Below are 22,767 nucleotides of genomic sequence, written 5' to 3'. Positions count from 1 at the left end.
AGGACCGAACATGCCTGTCATCACTTTCGCAAACACCAAGGGCGGCGCCGGCAAGACGACCGCTGTTCTCCTGCTCGCGACCGAGCTTGCCCGTCAGGGCTATCGCGTGACCATTCTGGATGCCGATCCGCAGCATTGGATTTCACGCTGGCACGAGATATCAGGGCACGTGCCCAATATTTCGGTGATCGATTTCGTGACGACCGCCTCGCTGCCGCAGCATATCAGCGAGAACAAGCATAATACCGACTATTTCATCGTCGACCTGCCGGGCGCACGCAATCCGCTGCTTGCCACCGCCGTCGGCCTTTCCGACCACGTGCTGATCCCGATCCAGGGTTGTGCCATGGATGCGCGCGGCGGCGCGCAGGTGCTCGAGCTGCTGCAATATCTGGACGAGAAGGCCGGCATAAAGATCGGCCATTCGGTGGTGCTGACCCGCGTCAACTCGATGGTGACGACCCGGGCGCTGCAGCTCGTCAAGTCGCTGCTCAGCGAGCGGCACGTGCCGGTGCTGGACACGGCAATCATCGAACGTTCGGCCTTCCGCGACATCTTCGACTGTGGCGGCACGCTGCAGACCATGGACCCCACGCGGGTCAGCAATCTCGACAAGGCGCGTGAGAACGCCACCTGTTTCGCCGAGGAAATCATGCGCAAGGTGCCTGTTCGGTTGACAGCCTCAGCCCGCATGGCGACGGCGGCCTGAATACCCAAGCATGGAACAGAAAGGCCATCGGAGCGATCCGGCGGCCTTATCGTTTGTGATCAGTCTGGCTTTGGCTCAGTCGACGAATTCGACCGTCACACCGGGCTTGACCATTTTCGCAAGCTCGGTCGCATCCCAGTTGGTCAGGCGAATGCAGCCGTGGCTCTGGGTGCGGCCGATCTTGGAGGGCTCCGGCGTGCCGTGGATGCCGTAGGTCGGCCTGGAAAGCGCCATCCAGACGGTGCCGACCGGGCCGTTCGGGCCTGGGGGAATGTTGAGGATCTTGTCGTTGGCGCCCTGCTGAAAGTTGATCTTCGGGTTGTAGGTATAACCGGGATTGAACGCGACGCGCTCGACCGTCACCGTGCCGGACGGGGAGGGGGTGTCGGTTGAGCCGATCGAAGCGGGGTAGGCGGCGATGAGATTGCCGGCGCCGTCATAGGCGAAAACCTGTTTGCGCCCCTTGTCGGCGATGATGCGGGCGACCTCGCCGGTCTTCGCTTCGCCGGGATTGACGACCTTGATCACCGTGCCGGGAACGCTGAAATCGGCGCCGGGGTTCATTTCCTTGAGGAAGGCCTCGTCCATATGGAAACGCTCGGCCAGCATTTCTGTGGTCGAGGTATAGGCGAGCGACGGCAGCAGCGCCTTATGCGAATAATCTTCAGGGATCTCCGCGACGAAGGGACCAGCGGCATCGGCCGGCGTGATCGTATAGCTGACGACGGGCAGGCCGCCGTTCATGCGCAGCTCTTCCAGAATGGCATCGGTGTCATTGGGGTCGAGCTTTGATCCCGTCATCTGGTCGTAAGCATAAATGCCCTTGGTGACGTTCGAGCCCATATGCCCGTCGATGACGCCGGGAGAGATGCCGGCGCGGTCGAGGAAGACCTGCAGCGCGACGATCTCGGGCTTCGACTTGTTCTTCAGCGTGATCACGGGCTCGTCGGGTGCTGCCTTCGGCGCGTCGGCGGGCGGGATCTGCTGATCGGGATCGATCGAGGCGTAATCGTCGCCCGACTGCGGATTGCCGATGCTGTTGTCGTCCGGATAGGGCTCCTCGCCGAGCGGCAGGCGCTCGATCGCTGCGTCGCGCGGAATGCCGCCGGTGACGGCGCCGCGCTCGGAATAACGCGTATCGCCATAGGGGTTGTCGTCGGCATAGTAGGGATCATTGCCGCCCTGGTCGGCATAGACCTCGCGCGGGCCGGGCCGGGGCGGATAGTAGCCGCGGGCGCGCATTTCGGTGGCGACGACGTTGCCGTAGGCGTCGATCAGCACGCGGTTGCCGCTGCGATCGCGGGCATAGGCAAAGCCGCGGGGGACATAATCGAGGATTTCGCCGTTCGGCGTGACCAGCACGACATCGCTCTGGCGACGGTCACGAAACTGCTGCGCGCCGGCCTGCGGTGCTGCAGCCGCAACGGCTGCCAGCACGGCCGCAAGCGAAAATGCCGACTTCAAAAAGCGATTCACGTCTCACACCTCGAACAGTGACTGGGCCGACACACACCCGCGAATTTTGACGCTAGTGTGGAATTTATGAAACCGTGCTGAACAAAATATGAAAATCCCTAAGATTTCCTTTTACTCATAAACGTTTGCATCCTTGTGTCCGTTCCGCAAAATCCACGGTTGCGGCAAAAACACAAGGGGCGAAAAGCGCCCGATTGACGAAAGACGGCGCAAAACCTAACCCTACGCCGGCCGATAAATCCCTGGGAGACTGCGATGATCGAATTTGCCGCCGCAAGCGGGCCGCGCCTGATGCTCGATGAAACATCGGTGCTGGACATCGCCGGATGCATCGTCGAGGGCGTCGACATCGCCCCGAAGCGGGCCATTCCCGATGATGGCGATCCGCGAATCGATCACTCCCTCGAAGGCTTCCTCTTTACCTGCGGGCCGGACCATATCCGTCACCGCCAGCCGATCGCCGGGCGGGCGGACGGCAAGGTCTATCCGTTGCACGGATCGGCCTCCGGCCATGCGGCCAAGGTGCTGTGGACGAGGTATGAGAACGGCAATGCCGAATGCCGTGCTGATATCGACATTGTAACCGTCGAGGGACTGTCGCAGCGCATCGAGCGGCTATGGCGGATCGATGGGGCGACCGGCGAGGTTCGGCTCGAGGACCGGGTCGTCAATACCAGCGACCGGACGGTGCCCACCTTCCTGATGTATCACATGAACACCGGCGGCAAATGGCTGGACGAGGGCACGCGGCTCGAAGGCCGGATGCTGGAGAATGGCGGTGTCCCCTGGGCATTCGGCGAGGAGCCGGGCGGCATCTTCTGTGTGCCGGCGCCGGCAACGGAAGACGGCCTGGCGGAAGTCCGCCTCGGACCGATCGCGGCGATCGGCGGCAGGACGCTCCGCGTGCGCTTTCGCGCCGACACGCTGCCCTATCTGCAGGTCTGGCGGAACCAGAAGGCGCCGGCCCATATTATCGGCATCGAGCCGGTGTCGCATCGCTGGGTATCGCGTGACGAGCTCGAGGCGGCCGGCGAATTCAATATGCTGGCACCAGGTGAAAACCGCAGCTACGTGCTGAGCTTTGCCTTCCTCTGAGTGAAGTGTTGTTGACGCTCGCCGGCCTCCGTCGTAGACCTTCAGCCCACGATTTATCAGGAGACAGGACGATGGATATTCGCCAGATCGACGATGAATATTCGGTTTCGGGCCAGATCACGCTCGAGGACCTCGACGAGATCAAGGCGCTGGGGTTCAAATCGATCGTCTGCCACCGCCCCGACCATGAGAGCCCGGATCAGACCTCGTTCTCAGTCATCGAGGCGCGCGCGCGAGAACTCGGCCTCGAGATCACCCATGTGCCTGTCGGGCCGATGGGCGTGACCGAGGAGGCGGTGCAGGGCATGGTCGATGCGCTGGACGAATTCCCGCGGCCAATGCTCGGCTACTGCCGCTCGGGCGCGCGGTCGACGGCGATCTACCAGAAAACCCACCATATCCGCAATTGAGCGTCGTACGAGGCGCTGATTTTTAGGCGCTGCTGCGCAGCGCCGCCACTTCCATTCACTCAGGAGACGATAATGAGCATTAAGCGTATCGACGTCGGCGCACGCATGAGCGGCGCCGTCATTCACGGCAACACGATCTATCTCGCAGGCCAGGTCGGCGAGGGCGAAAGCGTCACCGATCAGTGCAAGTCCGCACTTGCCGAGGTCGATCGCCTGCTGGCCGCATCAGGCAGCAACAAGTCGAAGATCCTCCAGACCCTCGTCTATCTCTCAGACATCGCATATTTCGCCGAGATGAACGCCGCCTGGGAAGCCTGGATCGATCCGGCCAATCCGCCGGCCCGCGCCACCAGCGAAGCCAAGCTCGCAGCGCCGAAATACAAGGTCGAGTTCATCGTTACGGCCGCGATCGACTGACGTATCGGTCGTTCTGTCTTAGAAAGCCGGTGGGGAAACCTACCGGCTTTTTGTTTGCGCGATTTCCGACAGCGTCCGTGTCGGCGTGATTGCCTCAGGATCGAGTTTGACTTCGATAATTGCCGGCTTGCCGCTGCGGCGCGCCCGCTCGAAGGCAGCGGCGAATTCCTCCGTCCGCTCCACCGTCTCGCCATGGCCGCCATAGGCGCGGGCAAGGGCGGCGAAATCGGGATTGGTGAGATCGGTGCTGCTGACGCGGCCGGGATATTCGCGCTCCTGATGCATTCGGATCGTGCCGTACATGCCATTGTTGACGACGATCGCGATGATCGGCAGGCCGTAGCGGATGGCAGTGGCGAATTCCTGGCCGTGCATCAGGAAGCAGCCGTCGCCGGCAAAGCAGATGACCTCGCGCTCGGGAAAGAGCCGTTTGGCGGCCACCGCCGCCGGCAGGCCGTAGCCCATCGAGCCGGAGGTGGGGGCGGCCTGGGTGTTGAAACGGCGGAAACGATGGAAGCGGTGCAGCCAGGTGGCGTAGTTGCCCGCGCCGTTGGTGAAGATCGTGTCCGGCCCGGTATTGGCTTCCAGCCATTCCATGATCGGGCCCATATGGACGGCGCCCGGACCAGTTGCCGGCGGTTTCGACCAGGAAAGATAGGCCTGGTGCATGCGCTCAGTGCGCTCCGCCCAGTGCGGCTCGGCCGGCGCTTCGAGATCGGCGAGTGCGGCGACGAAATCGGAGGGAGCGGCGCAGATGGCGAGATCCGGGCGGTAGACGCGTCCCAGTTCGGAAGGATCGGGATAGACGTGCACCAGCGATTGCTGGGGGTAGGGGATATCGATCAGCGTATAGGACGAGGACGGCATTTCCGACATCCGGCCGCCAAGAAGGATCAGCAGGTCGCTTTCCTTTATTTCCTTGGCGAGGACAGGATTGATGCCGATGCCGACATCGCCGGCGTAACAGGGATGGAGATGATCGAACAGCATCTGCCTGCGGAAGGAGCAGCCGACGGGAAGCTGAAAACGCTCGGCAAATCGTGCAAAATCGGCGACGGCATCTTCATCCCAGCGCGTGCCGCCGAGGATCACCATCGGCCGCTCGGCCTTCAGCAGTCTTCTATAGAGATCGTCGATCTGGCTGCGGCCGGGATGCGCCTCGACGCTCGTGTGACGCTTGGCGCCGGGCGCCTCGACTTCGTCGCGCAGCATATCCTCCGGCAGCGTCAGCACCACGGGGCCGGGGCGGCCGGAGGTGGCGATCGCAAAGGCGCGGGTGACGAATTCGGGAATGCGGGCGGCATCGTCGATCTCGCCCACCCATTTGGCGAATTCAGTGAAGGCGCGGCGGAATTCGACCTCCTGGAAGGCCTCGCGCTCGCGGGCTTCGCGCTGCACCTGACCGATGAAGAGGATCATCGGGATCGAGTCCTGTCTTGATATATGCAGGCCGGCTGAAGCGTTGGTGGCGCCGGGGCCGCGGGTGACCATGCAGATGCCGGGTTCGCCGGTCAGCCTGCCCCAGCAATCCGCCATCATCGCCGCTCCGCCCTCCTGACGGCAGACGAGGACGTCGATATCGCTATCGCGCAGGGCATCCAGGACCGCAAGAAAGCTCTCGCCGGGCACGCAGGAAAGGCGTTTGACGCCATTGGCTTTCAGCGCCTCGACGATCAGTTCTCCACCGGTCCTCTTCATGACGATGCCTCCCTCTCGCGCTCGGCGAGCTCCGCCAGAATTTCTTCTCTGTGTTCGTCGAGGCGCGGGCTCGGCCTGGCGTAATGCAGCGGCGTCTCGGACAGCACCACCGGCGTCCTGACCCCCGGGATGAGTGTGCCCGCGGCATCCGCAAGGTCGATGCGCAGACCGCGGGCGCGCACCTGCGAATCGGCGAACATCTCCTCGATCGTATTGATCGCGCCGGCAGGAACGCCGTTCTCCTCACAAGCCTTCAACAGATCCGCTTTCTGCCATTTCAGCGTCTCGGTCGAAACGAGCCGGCGCAGTTCGGCCCGATTGCCGACCCGGGCCCTGTTGGTGGCGAAACGTTCGTCGCCGGCAATCGCCTCAAGGCCGAGGATGCCGCAGAGGCGAGCGAACTGGCCGTCATTGCCGACGGCAAGAATGAGGTAGCCATCGGCCGCCGGCACGACCTCATAGGGCGAGATATTCGGATGGGCGTTGCCGAGCCGGGTCGGTGCAGCGCCGGAGACGAGGTAGTTCATGTTCTGATTGGCGAGCACGGCCGATTGCACATCGAGCAGCGCCATGTCGACCAGCTGGCCTTCGCCTGTTTTCAAGCAATGGATCAGGGCCGCCTCGATCGCCGAGACGGCATAGATGCCGGTGAAGATATCGGCGATCGCCACGCCTGCCTTCATCGGCTGGCCGTCCGGCTCGCCTGTAATCGACATGAAGCCGGACATGCCCTGGACGATGTAATCGTAGCCGGCCAGATTGGCATAGGGGCCGGTCTGGCCGAAGCCGGTGATCGAGCAATAAACGAGCTTCGGGTTCAGTTTGCGCAGGCTGTCGTAATCGAGCCCGTATTTGACGAGCCCGCCGACCTTGAAGTTCTCGATCACCACGTCAGCAGTGGAGACCAGCCGGCGGACGAGATCCTGGCCTTCCGGGCTTTTCAGGTCGGCGGCGATGGAGCGTTTGCCGCGATTGGCGGCATGGTAATAGGCGGCCGAGAGATTTTCGCCGTCGGCACCTTCGACAAAGGGCGGGCCCCATTGGCGCGTATCGTCGCCGCCATCGGGATTTTCGACCTTGATGACATCGGCGCCGAGATCGGCGAGCATCTGTCCGGCCCAGGGACCGGCGAGCACGCGGGCGAGCTCGATCACCCGGATACCGGCAAGCGGCGGTTTTTTCGTCAGGCTCTCGGTCATGGTCCTCCCAGGCAATCTACGGCGCCAGCGTCACCTCAGATGTATCGGATACGGGTTTGGAAGCAAAGCGGCGCTCGCGCCAGAGGATGTAGATGCCGGAGGCGATGATGATCATGATGCCGAGCCATTTGATCGCATCCGGAAAGTCGCCGAAAACAAGCCAGGCAAAGATCGTGGCCGAGACGATCTCGAAATATTGCAGCGGCGCCAGCGTCGAAGCCGGTGCGGCGCGATAGGCGTAGACGCCGAAGATGCCCGCTATCGCGGCCATGGCGCCGACGCCGGCGACATAGAACCAGGCGTTGCCTACGGGCATGACGGGATCGAAGATATCGGAGCCGCTGCCATCGCCGGCAAAAAGCAGGACGGCGCAGAAGATCAGGCCCCAGATGCCCATCTGAAACTGCATTGCCCAGGGATCTTCCTTGTGCGACAGGACGCGCGTCATCAGCACGAAAATGGCGATGCAGAGCGCGGTGAGGACGGGCAGGAGCGCGATGTAGCCGACTTCGTTGAAACTCGGCTGGATGATCAGCATCGCCCCGAAGAAGCCGACGCCGCAAGCGGTATAGCGCCGCCAGCCGATCGTTTCCTTCAGGAAAATGCCGCCGAGGATCGTCACGATGATCGGCTCGACGAAGAAGATCGCGATCGCGTCGGCGACCGCCATATATTTCAGCGTGGTGACGAAGCAAATCATCGAAATGGTGATGATCAGACCGCGGATGGCATGGAACAGGCTCTGGCGCCAGGAGAAATCGTCAAAGCTGCGCCGCCATATGACGATCGGCAGCATGCAGAATGCCTGCACCGCAAAACGGCCGGCGGTGACCTCGGCGGAGGGCACGGTGACGACGGCAAGCTTGGCGAAGATATCGATAAGCGGCGAGAACATCACCGAAAGAAACATCAGCGCAAGCCCCGTCGTCACGTCGGAGGGGGATGAAACGGGCCGGGCGGAGGTGCTGCTCATGGTGGAATTCTCGTTATCCGGGATTTTGGCCGTTCCGGCCCTTGCCGACCGCGCCGTCACACCAGTCCGCGAAGGCGGCAATGGCTGCCTCTGCGCCGATCTCATTCAGCGTTTCGTGCCGTGTGTCCTGATATATCTCAGTGCTGATACGGGAGAAGCCCTGGTCTTTCAAATGGTTTGACAGCCAGGCTACCGCTTTTCCACGCTCGGTCGCCGGATCCTCGGCGCCGCCGACCAGATGGATCGGCAGGTCGCGCCGCAGCCGGTCGAGATGGATCTTTTGCGGTGCGCGGAAGGTTAGTTCGAAGACGTCGAGCCAGAGCGAAACCGAGGCATCGAAGCCGCAAAGAGGGTCGGCGACATATTTGTCGACTTCGCCGGGCATATGCGACAGCCAGTCGAATTCCGTGCGGCGGTTGGCAATGGACCGGCCCCAGGCTGCGAAAGTGAGTTTCGGCAGGAGGCCGCTCGGGACGTCCGAGCCTTTCAGCATGCGTTCGGCGATAAGGATCGCCTGGGCGGCGCGGCCGGCAAAACCGACGGCGAAATTCGAATTCCACACGGCGACCGCGTTGAAGTCGTCCGGGGCGGTGACGGCGGCATTGAGCGCGATGAGGCCACCCATCGAATGGCCGAAGAGGATCACCTTCAGGCCGGGATGGCGCGAGACCGCGTGAGCGCGCATGGCAATGATGTCGCCGATCACCCGTCCGACGCCATCGCGCCGCGCGAAGCGGCCGATCGGGGCATCGGGCGCTGTCGTCTCGCCATGGCCACGGTGATCGTGGGCATAAACGTGATAGCCGCGCGCCGCCATTGCCTCGGCAAAGCGGCGATACCGCTTCGAGTGCTCCGCCAAGCCATGCGATATCAGCAGAATGCCGCAAGCGGGGCCGGTGGCCTCGGCATGGTGATAGGCCAGCGATGCTCCCGGCACGGAGAGCCATTGCGTTTCAGAAAACATTCGGATCCTCCCTGCCGCAGCAGAACAGATCGCTAGCGCATAATTTCTTAATGCGAAATCGATTTGAGGAATCATGCTTCAACTCAAAGTGATGGAACGTCCTTTGTGTGACTTTAAAGCGTTAGATGCAATCGATAACAAAATACGGGAACGTTGCGATTCAGGGTTGCTGATGTTTACTCTTTGTGCTTATCTGTTCGTGCATTGTTCTTATATGGGGGTTGAAATGAGCAGCATGCAGTTGCGTACCTTGACGTTCACCGTGTCGATGATCCTTGCCGGCGCTGCCATGGCGCAGGAGGCTGATGGCCGTACTCGTTTCATTCTTGCTGCGAGCTGGCAGCCCGCCTTCTGCCAGACGAACCAGAAGAAGCCCGAATGCGCCAGCCAGACCGGCGAGCGCCACGACGCAACGAATTTCTCGCTGCACGGCCTCTGGCCGATGCGTCAGGATTATTGCGGCGTCAGCGACGACCAGAAGGCTGCCGACAAGGATGGTAAATGGGCTGCATTGCCGGAAGTGACGCTTTCGGCCGAAACGCAGGCGGCGCTGGCAAAGGCGATGCCCGGCACGCAGTCCGGCCTTGAACGGCACGAATGGACAAAGCATGGGACCTGCACGAAATTGAGTGTGGAGGATTATTTCGGCGTCGGTGTCCATCTGGTGGATGCTCTCAACGCATCGGCCGTGCGCGATCTCTTTGCCGCCAATATCGGCAAGACGGTCAAGGCCGAAGCGATCAAGGCTGCTTTCGACAAGAGCTTCGGGCCGGGTGCGGGCGAGCGCGTCAAGATGAGCTGCCGGCGAGCTGGCAATGTCAGGGTGATCAGCGAGTTGACGATCGGCCTGTCCCAGGATGCGGGAGCGGCATCGGCAAAAAGCGCGGGCCTTGCCGATCTGATCCAGGGGGCGGGAAAGACCTCGTTCGGCTGTGACGAGGGCGTTGTCGATGCGGCGGGCTTCTGACCGGAATCCGGCGTAAACGGGTTTCGGCGTTGCTCACAGGCGCTGTTTCGCCTACATAGCGGCACGAAACGAAGTTTCCCGCCCGGAGCAGCGCAGCATGGCACGTCAATTCATCTATCATATGTCCGGCCTCAACAAGGCCTATGGCAACAAGAAGATCCTGGAGAACATCCACCTTTCCTTCTACCCGGATGCCAAGATCGGCATCCTCGGACCGAACGGGGCCGGTAAATCCACTGTGCTGCGCATCATCGCGGGCCAGGACAAGGAGTATACCGGCGAAGCCTGGCTCGCCGAGGGTGCCACGGTCGGCTATCTCGAGCAGGAGCCGAAACTCGACCCCACCAAGACGGTTTTCGAGAACGTCATGGAAGGTGTTGCCGCGAAGACGGCGATCGTCGATCGTTATAACGAATTGATGATGAACTATTCGGACGAGACCGCGGAAGAGGGGGCGAAGCTCCAGGACATCATCGACAGCCAGAACCTCTGGGATCTGGAAAGTCAGGTCGAGATGGCGATGGAAGCCCTGCGCTGCCCGCCGCGCGATGCCGAGGTCACCAGCCTGTCCGGTGGTGAGCGCCGCCGCATCGCACTCTGCCGCCTGCTGCTCTCGCAGCCGGATTTGCTGCTGCTCGACGAGCCGACCAACCATCTGGATGCCGAAACCATCGCCTGGCTCGAGAAGCATCTGCGCGACTATCCCGGCGCCGTGATGATGATTACCCACGACCGCTACTTCCTGGACAACGTCACCGGCTGGATCCTCGAACTCGACCGCGGCCGCGGCATCCCTTACGAAGGCAACTACTCCGCCTATCTGCAGGCCAAGGCCAAGCGCATGCTGCAGGAAAACCGCGAAGAGGCATCGCGCCAGAAGGCGATCAGCCGCGAGCAGGAATGGATTGCTTCCAGCCCGAAGGCTCGCCAGGCCAAGTCGAAGGCGCGTATCAAATCCTACGAGCAGTTGGTGGAGGCGGCCGAGAAGCAGCGTCCCGGCGACGCGCAGATCATCATCCCGGTGAGCGAACGGCTCGGCCAGGTGGTCATCGAGTTGGAAGGCATCACCAAGGGCTTCGAGGGTCGCACGCTGATCAACGACCTGTCGATCAAGCTGCCGCCGGGTGGCATCGTCGGCATCATCGGCCCGAACGGCGCCGGCAAGACGACCTTGTTCAAGATGATCACCGGCCAGGAAAAGCCGGATAGCGGCTCGATCCGCATCGGCGAGACCGTGCATCTCGGTTATGTCGACCAGAGCCGCGACGCGCTGGCCGCCGACAAGACGGTCTGGGAGGAAATCTCCGGCGGCGCCGAAATCATCAAGCTCGGCAAGTTCGACATGAACTCGCGTGCCTATTGCGGCGCCTTCAACTTCAAGGGCGGCGACCAGCAGCAGAAGGTCGGCAATCTCTCGGGTGGTCAGCGCAACCGTGTGCACCTCGCCAAGATGCTGAAGGCTGGTGGCAACGTTCTGCTGCTCGACGAACCGACCAACGACCTCGATACGGAAACGCTCGGCGCTCTCGAAAACGCGCTTGAGAATTTCGCCGGCTGCGCCATCATCATCAGCCACGACCGCATGTTCCTCGACCGTCTGGCCACGCATATCCTAGCTTTCGAAGGCGAGGGCCATGTCGAATGGTTCGAAGGCAATTTCGAGGATTACGAGCAGGACAAGATCCGCCGTCTCGGCCCGGATGCGCTGAACCCGGGCAGTCAGGCCCATAAGCGCCTGACACGCTGATCCTGCTTCATTTCTGCTTGCGAAAGCCCCGGTTCGGCCGGGGCTTTTTCATGTCAGACCCTGTCGCAATTTGCGCAGGCAATTTCGCGAACAGTGTGAATTGCCGCTTGCCACCGCTTTTCAAATCACATAAAGATATCTTTATATCTTGATTGGGCCAATGATGAGCGAACCTTTGAAGCTGGGACTGGATGGGTTGGTGGACGTCTTGAAGGCGGCCGGCGAGCCCACGCGTCTGCGCCTTCTGGCGCTTCTCGACGGTGGCGATCTAACGGTCACCGATCTTACCGAAATTCTCGGTCAATCCCAACCGCGCATCTCCCGCCACCTGAAGCTGCTCGGCGAGGCCCAACTGATCGAACGCTACCAAGAAGGCGCCTGGGCCTATTTCCGCCTCAAGCAGGACGGCAAGGCGGCCATGCTCGTGCGGGCGCTGCTGAAACATGTCTCCGAGAATGATCCGACCATTCTTCGCGATGGCGAACGGCTTTCGCAGGTCAAGCGCCAGCGGGCCGAGCGGGCGCAGGCATATTTCAGCCGCAACGCCGCGGAGTGGGACGAGCTTCGCCGCCTGCACGCGGCTGATGAGGAGGTCGACGCCGCCGTCATCCGCCTGCTCGGCAACCAGCCGATCGATTCGTTGCTCGATCTCGGCACCGGCACCGGCCGCATCCTCGAACTCCTGTCTGGGCTCTATCGCCGCGCTATCGGTGTCGACGCCAGCCGCGACATGCTGAGCGTGGCGCGCGCTAATCTCGACAAGTCGCGTATCACCAAGGCGACGGTGCGCCACGCCGATATCCTCAACCTGCCGTTCGAGGGGCAGGATTTCGACCTGGTGACGATTCATCAGGTGCTGCATTTCTTCGACCAGCCGGAGATTGCGATCGCGGAGGCGGCGCGCATGCTGCGGCCGGGCGGGCGGCTCGTGGTCATCGACCTCGCGCCGCACACGCTCGAATATCTTCGTGACGAACATGCCCATGTCCGTCTCGGCTTTTCGCACCAGGCGATGTCCGACTGGCTGCGCAAGGCCGGGCTCGACGTCGAGCAGGTCGTCGATCTTCATCCGGGTCAGCAGGGCGGGCAGGGGTTGACGGTCACCGTCTGGCTCGCGCGCGATCCGAGGCGCCTCATGGCTTCGCAACTAAGCGAAGGCGCCGAACCTACAATTGCCGGGAGAGTATGACATGGCTTTGAAAAACGAAGGACGCGGGCGCAACTTCGGAATCTCCTTCGAATTCTTTCCGCCGAAATCGGAAGAAATGGAAGGGCAGCTCTGGGATACCGTCGCTAAGCTGCAGGATTGGGACCCGGATTTCGTGTCGGTGACCTATGGCGCCGGCGGCACCACCAAGGCGCCGACGCTTTCGGCGGTGACGCGCTTCCTGTCGCAGACGCCGCTTGCCACCGCCTCGCACCTGACCTGCGTCGGTGCGACGAAGGAGGAAACGCATCAAATGATCGATACGTTTCGCAAGGTCGGAGTAAAGCATTTCGTGGCGTTGCGCGGTGATGCGCCTGGCGGCGTCGGCGCGCCCTATCAGCCGCATCCCGGCGGTTACGCCAATGCTGCGGAACTGGTGGCCGGCCTCAAGTCGGTCGGTGATTTCGAGATTTCGGTCTCCGCCTATCCGGAAAAGCACCCCGAAAGCCGTGATACGGCCGCCGATATCGAGATGCTGAAGCGCAAGGCCGATAACGGCGCCGACCGGGCGCTGACGCAATTCTTCTTCGACAACGACAATTTCGAGCGCTACCTGGAGCGGGTGCGCGCCGCCGGCATCTCGATCCCGATCGTGCCCGGCATCATGCCGATCCAGAATCTGACGCAGCTGAAGCGTTTCGCCGGCGCCTGCGGCGCGGTCATCCCCGCCTTCCTCGACGAGCGCTTCGCGGGCTTCGACGATAAGCCCGAGGATCGGGCAAAGGTCGCGGCCGAAGTTGCTGCCGAGCAGATCGAGGATCTCGTCCGCCGAGGCATTGGTGATTTCCATCTTTATACGATGAACCGCGCACCGCTGGTTTCCGCGGTGCTCGACAATCTCGGCTACTCCCGCCGGGCGGCAAAGAGCGCGGGCGCCGCCGCTTGATTCTTCCAGACGTTCAAAAGTGAAAAAGCGCATGTCGGGCGGGACATGCGCTTTCTCGTTGGCGGATTGATCAGGGGAGTTTAGGCACTATCAGCGTTACCAGCCCGTCAGCTCAGATAAAGAGCATGGACAGGACGAAAGCAAACGCTGCACTGACCAACAGAACATTCAAGGATTGCGTGAGTCCCATGTCTGTCTCCTCGCGTTAACCGGCCAATATTATGTCTGAAATATGTCGGTTGAAAAGCGGATTTTATGCTGCGCTGCCGAAGCGGCCGGTGCATAAGTCGAATGCAGTTCTAACAAGCTGTTGATAAAACGAGATAATTTCGCGTTTATTTTTGTTCACAGTTTTTAACGCGTCGTTAAGTCGGGCGATTGGGAATTTACCTATGTGCCTGAAACAGGGCAGATCGACAATCGGTTGAAGACATAGGAATATACAACCAGCTCTCACGCGGCTTTCACCAGCAGGCGGTAGGCGCGGCCATCGAGGATGACGAGGCCGAAACCGATCAGCGCCATACCGGCGAATTCGCCCAGCGCCAGCCGTTCTCCGAGGAAAATCACGCCGAGAAGGATGGCGCTTGGCGGCACCAGCAGGGTGACAAGCGAGGCGTTGGTCGCGCCTGCCGCCGCCATGATCCGGAAATAGAGAATGTAGGCGAAGGCGGTCGACAACAGCGCCAGCGCCAGGACGGCGAGCAGGACATCGAGCGGCGGCAAGGAGAGTGTCCACGGGCGATCGGCCAGCAGCGACAGCGGCAAAGTGATCAGCGAGGACGCGGTCAACTGGCCGGCTGCGGTGACTGGTGCCGAAACGTCCTTGAATCGCTTGCCGTAGGTGGCTGCGAACCCGTAGGAGATGGCGGCAAGCACGGGAAGCAGCAGCGCCCAGAGGGGGGCTTGGCCGCTGGCCGACAGGCCGGGGCCGACCAGCACCATCGTTCCGGTGAGGCCGACGAGGCAGCCGGCGATCTTGGCCGAGGACAGCTTTTCGTCGGAGGTGAGATAATTGGCGATCAGCACGGTCCAGATCGGCGTCGTCGCGTTCAGGATCGCCGCAAGGCCGGCGCCGATGCGGGTCTGGCCGAAGAAGATCAGCGCATGCGGCAGGGCATTGTTGATCAGCCCTAGGATCAGGAATTCGCGCCAGCGGGCTTTCAGAGTCGGATAGATATCGAAACGGCCGGCGATATAGACGTGCAGCGCCAGCCCGGCCAGCAGCAGACGGAGGAAGACGAGCGTCAGTGGTGGGATATGCTGGACGGCGATGCGTGCGAAGAAAAAGGAGCCGCCCCAGATAAGACCAAGCAGGAGCAGCAGGCTCCAGATCCAGGCACTCATTCTGCTGTCCATGCCGTCTTCCTCCATCCAAAGCCGCATCGTTTAGACCCGGCGGCGCTCCTCACCATTATGCTTTAACGCGGGGGATAAGCGGCGCCACCCGTTTCTTGCGAAACGAGCGGCGGGAGTGTCAGTGGCGATCAGAGAGCGTTGAGAAGGGCAGGCGTCGCCCAGCCGTCGGCCGGTATGCCCAAGCGCTGCTGTTCCTTCTGGATCGCGATACGCGTGCCGGATCCGAGAATGCCATCGATCTCGCCGACATCGTGGCCGAGCGACTGCAGCTTGGTTTGCAGCGTCTTCATCTGGTCGTTGGCAAGCCCTTGTTCCGGTGCGCCCTTGAGATAGGTCGGGGCGCCGGAAAGGCGGGTGGCGAAATAGGCGGCCGACGTCGTGTAGATGAACGACTTGTTCCATTCGAGATAGATCTTGAAATTCGGGTAGGCGATGAAAGCCGGTCCCATGCGGCCCTGCGGCAACACGAGATCGCCTTCGAGATCGCCGAAAGCGGTGTTGCCGTCGCGCGGCTTGACGCCGAGCGCGAACCATTCGCCGGCCTTCATCGTGCCGCCGAGGCCGGATTTCTCCCAGGGCAGGTTGTCGGGCACGGTGACTTCCTGCAGCCAGGGCTGGCCGCGCTCGAAGCCGAGGTGCTGGATGAATTTCGCCGCCGTCAGGACGGCGTCCGGGCCGCTCTGCTTCACGTGGATATGGCCGTCGCCGTCGCCATCCATGCCATAGGCGATGATGTCGCGCGGTAGCATCTGGACCTGGCCGATTTCGCCGGCCCAGGCGCCGGTATTGGTGGCGGGATCGAGGTCGCCGTGCTCGACCATCTCGATCAAGGCGATCAGTTGCGGACGGAAGAGCTCCGGGCGGCGGCAGTCGTGCGACAGCGTCACCAGGGCATTGCGGGTGTTGAAATCGCCCTGGACGGCACCGAAATCGGTTTCCATCGCCCAGAATGCGGTGATGACGCCTGGGGGAACTCCGAATTCCTGCTCGGCCCGGGCAAACACGTCGGCATATTGCTTCATCTTCTGGCGGCCGATGTCGAGGCGGGCCTGGCTGACGGTGCGCTGCGAGAATTCGAGGAAGGTCTGCTTGAAGACGCCCTGGGCACGATCCCGGCTCAGGACCTTGGGATCGATTTCGGCGCCGGCCAGCGCCTCGTCAGCGGCTGCGGCGCTGGCGCCTGCGGCGACCGCATCAGCCTTGACGCCCTGGAGGAAGGCAGACAGATCGCCGCCGCAGGGGGCTGCCGGAGCCGAGGCCGCTGGCGCCTGCTGGGCGGCCGCGCCGCCTGCAATAGCGAGGGCAAACAGGAGGGCGAGTGCAGAGCGGCTTGTGAGCGAGCGGTGCATGAATGCGGTCCTTATAGCAAATGGATGTCCGTCGCTTTCACAGAGGAATGTGACGGAAGCAAGAAAGATTGAAAGACGTTACTAAGAATTTCGATCCTTGGAAACGGCCGCGACCCAATTGTTCCAGTTCTTTGCGCTGCCGGCAAAGACGTTGATGTCGGTCGGCCCCTTGATGCCGGGAATAACGCCGGTCGAGGTATATTGCCAGAAGGCCCAGCGGCGGTCGGAATAGGTCACCTCGGGATGTTTTGCCACCGAGCGGACCCAGAAATGATAGTCCTGGAAGTAGCCGGCGAGATTGTCGCGGTGGAAATCGACCGAGGTGTAGATAATCGGGCGCTTGCCGTAATAGGCCTCCAGTCGGTCCATGAAACGCTGCATTTCGGAGCGTACGGTTTTCGCGTCGGGGCGGTAGCGGCAGGTCTTCGATTCGGCGTTCCATTCGACGTCGAGCACCGGCGGCAGGCGCATGGCCTCCTTCGGCACATTGCGGATGAACCAGTCGGCCTGCTCATCGGCCGAGGAGCAGAAATAATAGAAATGGTAGGGGGCGTTCGGGATGCCGGCGGCGCGCGCCTCGCGCCAATATTCATCGAAGCGCGGGTCGACCCTGTCCTTACCTTCCGTCGCCTTGATGAAGGCGAAGGCGACGCCGGAATTCCTCACCGTCGCCCAGTCGATATCGCCCTGCCATTTGGAGATGTCGATGCCGTGGATTGCATTCTGCTGCGGATGCTTCGGGCCGAAATCCTGCGGATCGGTGTCCTGGAAGCGCGTCTTCGGTTTGATCGATGCGGTTTCAAGATAGTCGTGACCGGAGGAGGAACAGCCCGCCAGCAGGCTGGCCAGGGGCAGAACGCAAAACAAAAGCCGGCGCATGGGTATCCCGTCGTGAACCGAATGATCTCTTTGCCCCACAGCCTGACCTTCGAAAATGACGAGCCCAGCAGAGGAATAACCCTCTTTTCATCATATCAACGTAAAAAATCGGTTAGTTTCAAGCGAATTGTAAGCGCCTGCCGATGATGGCCGCCCGCCAGGCGTAACCGCCGCCGACTGTTTCGAAGGACAATCGCGCATTGTGTTCCTCGGCCTGCGCTTCCAAGACCTCCTGCAGATCGGCGCGTGGAGTGACGTGGAATTTCGCAAGCCAGGTCTGCAGCATGCGGCGGAACCAACGCGGCAGGCCTTCCTGCTGGCCGAAATCGACGATATGCAGCTGGCCCCCGGGATTGAGTGCGGCGATAGACGCATCGACGGCGCGTTCCCAGTCCGGGATCATCGACAGAGCATAGGAAATCAGGATGCGGTCGAAGCCGCTGACGCCGAATTCGCGCGGCGTAAACGCCGTGGCGTCGCCGACGCGGAATTCCGGGATCGTCGCTTTCGTAGCGAAGGTCTTGCGCGCCGAGATCAGCATTTCCTGGGAAATGTCGAGGCCGAACAGCTTGGCACTCGGGAAATACCTGTGCGCCAAAGCCATGTTGCGCCCGGTGCCGCAGCCGACTTCGAGCAGCGTGCCGCCATCAGGCACGTCGAGATTGCGAATCGTGCGGTCGCGGCCGAGGAGGTAATATTTGCGGGTCAGGTCGTAGATATGGCGCTGGTAGCGGTACATGCCATCCATCAGGCTGGCATGTTCGTTGCTGTTTCCTGTCGTCTCGGTGCCGACCTTGCTCACGCCTTCTTCCCGTAAATGTGGAAGCCGCCGTAGATCGCCGAGCGATCGAGCGCCATCAGCTCTCGCGATTTCTCTTCGAAGTAATCCCACCGATCGCGGATCGACGGAGGCAGGCGGCCTTCAATGATGCTCTTTTCGGCTGCGGTGCGGAAGATCACGCGCGCGCCTTCGCGCGCCGTGCGGGTGATTTCCCGCCAGACGTCGTTCAGTTGGCCGTCGGTCATCCAGTCCTGCGCGTCGAGCAGGATGTAACGGTCGCGGGAGGCCGCCGGCTCGCGGGCCAGAAGTTCGGTGAAGCTTGCGTGGTGGACGTTGACGCGGTCGACATTAGCGCGGATCACCTCGTAGTGCTCCGGCTTCAGATAAGTCGGCAGCGGGCCTTCTTCTTCGGTGCCGTAGCGGCGGCCGAAGGCCTGCCAGGCGAAATAGTTGTCGCGCATCGGGAAATGACAGGCGAGCTTTTCCAGGCGATGCTTCAGCACTGGCGCGATCGAATGATCGGCGGCAAGACTTGCGAGCTCGTCATATTGCTGCGGCGGAATGCCGAGGCCGAAGAGCGAGCTTTTGCGGCCGGTGATCCAGCGTACGACCGGCTTTTCGAACAGGGGGGCGATCTGCTCGTCGAAGAACTGGCGCTGCTCGCGGATGGAGCGGGTCTTGGTCATTTCGCGCAGCTTGACGCCGTGCAGACGGGCAAGGAGATGGGCTGCGCCGATGAAGCGGCCGAGCAAGCCGGTTTCATAGATATTGCGGTCGAAGACGGTGACGCGGCGGCGTCCGAATTTGCGGCCGTTCCAATAGCTGCGGGTCGCCTCGTCGAGATTGGCGGCAAGATGCCGGTCGAAGGCGCGGCTGTTCGACTTCTCGTTCGGCATCGCCAGGAAGCGGACGAGATCCGTATGATCGGGCAGATGCTTGAAGGCGGCGAGCTTCAGTTTGTTCAGGGCGATATGGTGCGGGTTGAGGTCGACGACGTCGATCGAGGCCGGTGCCTTGGAGAGATAGGCGAGCATGTTGCAGCCGCCGGAGCCGATGGTGACGATGCGATGATTGGGCTTCAGCTCCATCGCCTGCATGTCGAGATCCGGATCCTCCCAGATCTGCGGATAGACGAGGCCGGAGAAGAGAAGACCGAAGAGACGCTCGGAGAAGCCCTCCTTCGAAAAAGCCTTGTGGCGGAGAAGGGCGTCCTTGAGTTTCCGGTTCTTGCGGAAGCCGGCATCCGGTGCAAATTCTGACATGAGTCTGTCACCTTTTTAGCGTTCAGGGCGTGTAGCGCGCCACTGCTACAGTTTGATGACGCAGGCTGTGGGCCTGCGCCCTTCGAAAACACTGCCCTCCTCGGAAAGTGATCGTGGTGACGGAATATTCTTCGCGTTGCGCCCTTTCCGGCAGGCGGAATTCCTGCTTCTCTCCGGGCATTAGGAGGAATGCCATGCGATTTGTCCTGCGTATCCTGAAGGCGCTTGCTTTCCTTGTCGTTCTCATCGTCGTTGCCGGCGCTGCCTGGCTGTTCGTCCGGCCGCCGGAGCTTCTGCGCGTCGGCGACGGCTATGCCGCCAAGATCGTTTGCTCCAATGTCTTCATTGCCGGCCGTAACGCCGAAGACGTCCTGGCGGATGACGTGCAGGCGCCGGGAAATCCGCTGCTGCGGCTCGTGCGCGTCAGCGTCGACCGCGACAGCAACCGTGTGACCGCGCGCTTCCTGGGGCTGTTTGCTTCGAGCCACGCACTCTACCGCGGCGCTTTCGGCTGCACGAGCGTGCCCGACGGCGATTTCGAGGCGGCGGTGAATGCGGTAGCTTTCGACGCGCCGGCCAGAATGGAGGCGAACGCGGCGTTGTGGCCGGAAGGCGAGGGTGTCGGCGGTCGGGACGAAAAGATCGCTGCGGTGCTTAACGATACAGGGCTTGCCGGCCCGGCCATGCGGGGGATCGTGGTGGTGCGCGATGGCCGAATCGTCGCTGAAGCCTATGGTTCCGGATTTTCAGCGAAGACGCCGCTGATCGGCTGGTCGATGACGAAGACGGTGAATGCGGCCATCCTCGGCCGGCTGATGCTCGATGGCAAGATTTCCTTCGACGATGATCATCTGCTGGCGCAGTGGAAGGACGATCAGCGCGCCAGGATCACGGTATCCGACTTGCTCGGCATGGAGAGCGGCCTGGCGTTCAACGAAGACTATGGCAACGTCGCTGACGTGACGCGCATGCTCTATCTCGACCCCGACATGGTGTCGTTGCCGGCCAATGCGCCGATGGAGGCGGCACCGGGTCAGCGCTTCCGCTATTCGAGCGGCACGGCGGTGCTCTTGTCGCGCATCTGGATGGACAGAGTCGGCAATGCGCCGGCAGCCTTCTCCTATCCGCACGACGCGCTCTTCTTGCCGCTCGGCATGACGAGTGCGGTCCTCGAACTCGACGCGCGCGGCACCTTTGTCGGAAGCTCCTATCTCTACGCGACGGCGCATGGTTGGGCACGCTTCGGGCAGTTCCTGCTGCAGGATGGGGTGTGGAACGGCCAGCGGCTGTTGCCGGAGGGCTTCGTCGGCGCCATGCGCACCCCGACGGCGGCCTCGAACGGCCGGTATACGCAAGGTCAGGCCTGGCTCGCGCCCGGTGGCTCCAGCGCCGCGTTCGGGTTGCCAGAGGATACGTTCTGGCTCACGGGGCATGACGGGCAGAGCATGGCGATCGTCCCTTCCGCCAATCTGGTCGTCGTCCGGCTCGGGCTGACGCCGGGCTGGCTCGGCTATCAGCCGCAAACGCTTCTGAAGGCGATCCTGGCGGCGTTGCCGCAATCGGGAGCGCCGCAACAGCAGGCCGGATCACAACGGCAGGCTCAGCCGCAGCCGTAGGCTATGACCGCTGTTTCAATTGGGTTGTTTCGGCAGCTGCCCGGTTCAGTAATTACCCTGGGCGACGTCGTTCATGCCCTTGCGCTTGGCGTCGTAATAATAGCCGCGCGCATAGAGGCGGACGGCGTCGTCTTCCTTGTTGTCGGAGACGAGCCAGGCGCCACGCAGATATTTTGCGGCATATTTGATGTTGGTCTCGGCGTCGAAGAGGCCGCCCGGCGCACCGTCATAGCCCATGGACTTGGCGGTGTTGTATTTGATCTGCATGAGGCCGAAATAGCCGCGCTTGTTGTAAGCCTTCGGATTGTAGCGGCTCTCGCGATGGACGATGCGGTGGAGCAGCGTCTCGGGAATTTCGTAGATCTTCGAATATTTCTGGATGAGCTTGGTGACGAAGCTCTTCTCGACCGTCGGCGCATCGTCCCTGTCGTCGTCGCTGAACATCGGGGGAGCCGTCGGCGGATCGATCGGTCCTGATTCGTCGAAGCCGTAATCCATGGAGCGCGGCGTGGTGTCGACTGCGGCAAGTGCTGCAAGCGCGCTGTTCTGCGGCGTGGCGGCGAAGGCAAGCTGCGTTGCCGGCGGCGCGGGGGTTCCCGGGCGCGGCGTCGGCACGACGGACTGGATCGCCGTCATCTCAGGCGTCAACGGGATCTGCGCGTAGGCGGCTGGCTGTATGCCGGCCTGCATGGTCAGATCGGCAGGCTGGGAGCCCGGCGCAGTCGGCATAGCCGTTGCGGTGAGCGAGGGAGCTGCCTGGGGAAGACCGGTACCGGCGATTGCCTGGCCGGCAGCACCTTCCGCTGTCGGGACCGCGGCGAGCATCGCATCTTCGCCGGGCTTCGGCGTCGGCACCACTGTCTGAGCAGCTGTCAGTTCGGCCTGAGAGGTATATTCGACGCTCGTGCAGCCGGTGATCACGCCGCAGCAGAGCATCGTGGAAACGACAAGACCGCGTTTCAGGCCGGACAATCCGATCGCTACCATTCCGTCACTTTCGTGAAATCGCGCCGCCCCGGCAGCGTTATAAAAGTTACTAAAAAGCTTAAACCCGATGACCCCATTAACTTATTCGTTGCATTCCGGCAACCACGGAATATTTCTAAGCTGCAATAGCGCGATACCCGGATTTTTAAGCCGCAATACGGCGATACCCAGCCGTGACGGCGCCTGCAGCGATCAGCAGAGTGCCGCCGGTCCGGTTGACGGCGCGCTGGACGCTCGCCTTGCGAATCAGTCCGCGAGCGGAATGGGCGAGAAAAGCATAGGTGGCGGCGTTGAAGATCGCCAGCACCAGGAAGGTCGCTTCCATGATCGCCATCTGCCCGAAGAAGGGCAGGGCCGGGTTGAGGAACTGCGGCACGAAGGCGACGAAGAAGACGATACTCTTCGGATTGAGGGCGGTGACGATATAGGCGTGAAGGAAGATCTTCAGCGACTTTTCCTCCGGCAGATTGTCGTTATCGGCGACCGGCTCGCCAATCACCGGAGCCCGCCAGAGCTTGATTCCCAGCCAGATCAGATAGGCGCCGCCGATCCACTTCAAAAGCGTGAAGAGAGCGGCGGAGGTGGCGAGCACCGCGCCGAGACCGAAGAGGGACGCTGTCATGGCGGTGAAGTCGCCGAGCGCCACGCCGCTCACCGTCGCAAAGGCCGTCCGGCGGCCATGGCCGAGCGCATAGGAAACGACGAGCAGTATCGTCGGCCCCGGTATGGCCAGCATGATGGCGGATGCGGCAGCAAAAGCGAGCCAGGCTTCAAGCGACATGGAAT

The 22,767-nt window shown here is 62.0% G+C and carries 21 protein-coding genes; 9 read left to right on the top strand and 12 right to left on the bottom strand.

The features are described from left to right. Positions 1-10 precede the first annotated feature (10 nt). On the top strand, positions 11-709 hold the full coding sequence (locus Tal182_RS15930) for a ParA family protein (RefSeq protein WP_085860059.1): 699 nt from the start codon (positions 11-13) through the stop codon (positions 707-709). Between the two features lie 75 nt (positions 710-784). Here Tal182_RS15930 and Tal182_RS15925 read toward each other — a convergent pair whose 3' ends face one another. Next, the gene (locus Tal182_RS15925; protein WP_085860058.1) at positions 785-2,185 is read right to left on the bottom strand and encodes a L,D-transpeptidase; all 1,401 of its coding nucleotides are present in this window, start codon (positions 2,183-2,185) and stop codon (positions 785-787) included. 255 nt (positions 2,186-2,440) lie between these two features. Here Tal182_RS15925 and Tal182_RS15920 point away from each other — a divergent pair, with 255 nt between their 5' ends. The 3 genes from Tal182_RS15920 to Tal182_RS15910 all read left to right on the top strand — a co-directional run bounded on the left by Tal182_RS15920 (position 2,441) and on the right by Tal182_RS15910 (position 4,107). Then, positions 2,441-3,280: a DUF4432 family protein gene (locus tag Tal182_RS15920; RefSeq protein ID WP_085860057.1), complete on the top strand. Its 840-nt coding sequence runs from the start codon at positions 2,441-2,443 to the stop codon at positions 3,278-3,280. Positions 3,281-3,351: 71 nt separating this feature from the next. After that, positions 3,352-3,690 (top strand): TIGR01244 family sulfur transferase, encoded by a 339-nt coding sequence (locus Tal182_RS15915; protein WP_085860056.1) that lies wholly within the window; start codon positions 3,352-3,354, stop codon positions 3,688-3,690. A 72-nt stretch (positions 3,691-3,762) separates the two neighbouring features. Continuing rightward, entirely contained in the window at positions 3,763-4,107 is a 345-nt protein-coding gene (locus tag Tal182_RS15910) for a RidA family protein (RefSeq protein ID WP_004668514.1), read from the top strand. 39 nt (positions 4,108-4,146) lie between these two features. On the opposite strand, the gene Tal182_RS15905 is transcribed toward Tal182_RS15910, so the two are convergent. The 4 genes from Tal182_RS15905 to Tal182_RS15890 are packed head-to-tail and all read right to left on the bottom strand — an operon-like array spanning position 4,147 to position 8,941. After that, complete coding sequence (locus tag Tal182_RS15905) at positions 4,147-5,805, bottom strand: thiamine pyrophosphate-binding protein (RefSeq protein ID WP_085860055.1); 1,659 nt, start codon at positions 5,803-5,805, stop codon at positions 4,147-4,149. Further along, positions 5,802-7,004: a CaiB/BaiF CoA-transferase family protein gene (locus Tal182_RS15900; RefSeq protein ID WP_085860054.1), complete on the bottom strand. Its 1,203-nt coding sequence runs from the start codon at positions 7,002-7,004 to the stop codon at positions 5,802-5,804. The genes Tal182_RS15905 and Tal182_RS15900 overlap by 4 nt, the downstream gene beginning before the upstream one ends. A 16-nt stretch (positions 7,005-7,020) precedes the next feature. Further along, positions 7,021-7,977, bottom strand: coding sequence for a DMT family transporter (locus tag Tal182_RS15895; protein WP_085860053.1), 957 nt, complete (start codon positions 7,975-7,977; stop codon positions 7,021-7,023). A gap of 13 nt (positions 7,978-7,990) precedes the next feature. Further along, the gene (locus tag Tal182_RS15890) at positions 7,991-8,941 is read right to left on the bottom strand and encodes an alpha/beta hydrolase (protein ID WP_085860052.1); all 951 of its coding nucleotides are present in this window, start codon (positions 8,939-8,941) and stop codon (positions 7,991-7,993) included. Positions 8,942-9,167: 226 nt separating this feature from the next. On the opposite strand from Tal182_RS15890, the gene Tal182_RS15885 reads away from it, so the two are divergent. The 4 genes from Tal182_RS15885 to metF all read left to right on the top strand — a co-directional run bounded on the left by Tal182_RS15885 (position 9,168) and on the right by metF (position 13,748). After that, positions 9,168-9,908 carry a ribonuclease gene (locus Tal182_RS15885; protein WP_085860051.1) on the top strand — a complete coding sequence of 247 codons (741 nt, stop codon included), beginning with the start codon at positions 9,168-9,170 and terminating at the stop codon, positions 9,906-9,908. A 97-nt stretch (positions 9,909-10,005) separates the two neighbouring features. Continuing rightward, positions 10,006-11,655, top strand: coding sequence for an energy-dependent translational throttle protein EttA (ettA, locus tag Tal182_RS15880; protein ID WP_011426118.1), 1,650 nt, complete (start codon positions 10,006-10,008; stop codon positions 11,653-11,655). Between the two features lie 163 nt (positions 11,656-11,818). Then, complete coding sequence (locus Tal182_RS15875) at positions 11,819-12,844, top strand: metalloregulator ArsR/SmtB family transcription factor (RefSeq protein ID WP_085860964.1); 1,026 nt, start codon at positions 11,819-11,821, stop codon at positions 12,842-12,844. Position 12,845: 1 nt separating this feature from the next. After that, complete coding sequence (gene metF / locus Tal182_RS15870; RefSeq protein WP_020921810.1) at positions 12,846-13,748, top strand: methylenetetrahydrofolate reductase [NAD(P)H]; 903 nt, start codon at positions 12,846-12,848, stop codon at positions 13,746-13,748. Positions 13,749-14,201: 453 nt separating this feature from the next. On the opposite strand, the gene Tal182_RS15865 is transcribed toward metF, so the two are convergent. The 5 genes from Tal182_RS15865 to Tal182_RS15845 all read right to left on the bottom strand — a co-directional run bounded on the left by Tal182_RS15865 (position 14,202) and on the right by Tal182_RS15845 (position 19,378). Further along, positions 14,202-15,107: a DMT family transporter gene (locus Tal182_RS15865; RefSeq protein WP_085860050.1), complete on the bottom strand. Its 906-nt coding sequence runs from the start codon at positions 15,105-15,107 to the stop codon at positions 14,202-14,204. Positions 15,108-15,235: 128 nt separating this feature from the next. After that, positions 15,236-16,456 (bottom strand): lytic murein transglycosylase, encoded by a 1,221-nt coding sequence (locus Tal182_RS15860; RefSeq protein ID WP_085860049.1) that lies wholly within the window; start codon positions 16,454-16,456, stop codon positions 15,236-15,238. Positions 16,457-16,537: 81 nt separating this feature from the next. Beyond that, positions 16,538-17,335, bottom strand: a complete 798-nt coding sequence (locus tag Tal182_RS15855; protein ID WP_064803846.1) for a GH25 family lysozyme — start codon at positions 17,333-17,335, stop codon at positions 16,538-16,540. 118 nt (positions 17,336-17,453) lie between these two features. After that, positions 17,454-18,137, bottom strand: a complete 684-nt coding sequence (locus Tal182_RS15850) for a class I SAM-dependent methyltransferase (protein WP_085860048.1) — start codon at positions 18,135-18,137, stop codon at positions 17,454-17,456. Beyond that, a complete protein-coding gene (locus tag Tal182_RS15845) occupies positions 18,134-19,378 on the bottom strand; it encodes a DUF3419 family protein (protein ID WP_085860047.1) in 1,245 nt (414 codons plus the stop codon). Before Tal182_RS15845 ends, Tal182_RS15850 begins: the two co-directional genes overlap by 4 nt. A 194-nt stretch (positions 19,379-19,572) precedes the next feature. Between Tal182_RS15845 and Tal182_RS15840 the strand changes: the two genes are divergently transcribed. Continuing rightward, complete coding sequence (locus tag Tal182_RS15840) at positions 19,573-20,994, top strand: serine hydrolase (RefSeq protein WP_085860046.1); 1,422 nt, start codon at positions 19,573-19,575, stop codon at positions 20,992-20,994. Positions 20,995-21,039: 45 nt separating this feature from the next. Here Tal182_RS15840 and Tal182_RS15835 read toward each other — a convergent pair whose 3' ends face one another. Beyond that, positions 21,040-21,981, bottom strand: coding sequence for a lytic transglycosylase domain-containing protein (locus Tal182_RS15835; protein WP_064803838.1), 942 nt, complete (start codon positions 21,979-21,981; stop codon positions 21,040-21,042). Between the two features lie 145 nt (positions 21,982-22,126). Further along, positions 22,127-22,762, bottom strand: a complete 636-nt coding sequence (locus Tal182_RS15830; RefSeq protein ID WP_064803836.1) for a LysE family translocator — start codon at positions 22,760-22,762, stop codon at positions 22,127-22,129. Positions 22,763-22,767: the final 5 nt, after the last annotated feature.

The organism is Rhizobium sp. TAL182, from assembly GCF_002117725.1.
Classification (GTDB): domain Bacteria; phylum Pseudomonadota; class Alphaproteobacteria; order Rhizobiales; family Rhizobiaceae; genus Rhizobium; species Rhizobium esperanzae.
Note: the sequence above shows the minus strand (reverse complement) of the source record. Positions and strands in the feature narration are given on the sequence as shown.

Bases quoted from the DNA above. Each gene is read 5' to 3' on its own strand.
- Tal182_RS15875 (WP_085860964.1), top strand. From the start codon at position 11,819: ATGAGCGAACCTTTGAAGCTGGGACTGGATGGGTTGGTGGACGTCTTG.
- Tal182_RS15920 (WP_085860057.1), top strand. From the start codon at position 2,441: ATGATCGAATTTGCCGCCGCAAGCGGGCCGCGCCTGATGCTCGATGAA.
- metF (WP_020921810.1), top strand. From the start codon at position 12,846: ATGGCTTTGAAAAACGAAGGACGCGGGCGCAACTTCGGAATCTCCTTC.
- Tal182_RS15895 (WP_085860053.1), bottom strand. From the start codon at position 7,977: ATGAGCAGCACCTCCGCCCGGCCCGTTTCATCCCCCTCCGACGTGACG.
- Tal182_RS15890 (WP_085860052.1), bottom strand. From the start codon at position 8,941: ATGTTTTCTGAAACGCAATGGCTCTCCGTGCCGGGAGCATCGCTGGCC.
- Tal182_RS15845 (WP_085860047.1), bottom strand. From the start codon at position 19,378: ATGTCAGAATTTGCACCGGATGCCGGCTTCCGCAAGAACCGGAAACTC.
- Tal182_RS15835 (WP_064803838.1), bottom strand. From the start codon at position 21,981: ATGGTAGCGATCGGATTGTCCGGCCTGAAACGCGGTCTTGTCGTTTCC.
- Tal182_RS15885 (WP_085860051.1), top strand. From the start codon at position 9,168: ATGAGCAGCATGCAGTTGCGTACCTTGACGTTCACCGTGTCGATGATC.
- Tal182_RS15840 (WP_085860046.1), top strand. From the start codon at position 19,573: ATGCGATTTGTCCTGCGTATCCTGAAGGCGCTTGCTTTCCTTGTCGTT.
- Tal182_RS15910 (WP_004668514.1), top strand. From the start codon at position 3,763: ATGAGCATTAAGCGTATCGACGTCGGCGCACGCATGAGCGGCGCCGTC.
- Tal182_RS15865 (WP_085860050.1), bottom strand. From the start codon at position 15,107: ATGGACAGCAGAATGAGTGCCTGGATCTGGAGCCTGCTGCTCCTGCTT.
- Tal182_RS15905 (WP_085860055.1), bottom strand. From the start codon at position 5,805: ATGAAGAGGACCGGTGGAGAACTGATCGTCGAGGCGCTGAAAGCCAAT.
- Tal182_RS15915 (WP_085860056.1), top strand. From the start codon at position 3,352: ATGGATATTCGCCAGATCGACGATGAATATTCGGTTTCGGGCCAGATC.
- Tal182_RS15855 (WP_064803846.1), bottom strand. From the start codon at position 17,335: ATGCGCCGGCTTTTGTTTTGCGTTCTGCCCCTGGCCAGCCTGCTGGCG.
- Tal182_RS15900 (WP_085860054.1), bottom strand. From the start codon at position 7,004: ATGACCGAGAGCCTGACGAAAAAACCGCCGCTTGCCGGTATCCGGGTG.
- ettA (WP_011426118.1), top strand. From the start codon at position 10,006: ATGGCACGTCAATTCATCTATCATATGTCCGGCCTCAACAAGGCCTAT.
- Tal182_RS15930 (WP_085860059.1), top strand. From the start codon at position 11: ATGCCTGTCATCACTTTCGCAAACACCAAGGGCGGCGCCGGCAAGACG.
- Tal182_RS15830 (WP_064803836.1), bottom strand. From the start codon at position 22,762: ATGTCGCTTGAAGCCTGGCTCGCTTTTGCTGCCGCATCCGCCATCATG.
- Tal182_RS15860 (WP_085860049.1), bottom strand. From the start codon at position 16,456: ATGCACCGCTCGCTCACAAGCCGCTCTGCACTCGCCCTCCTGTTTGCC.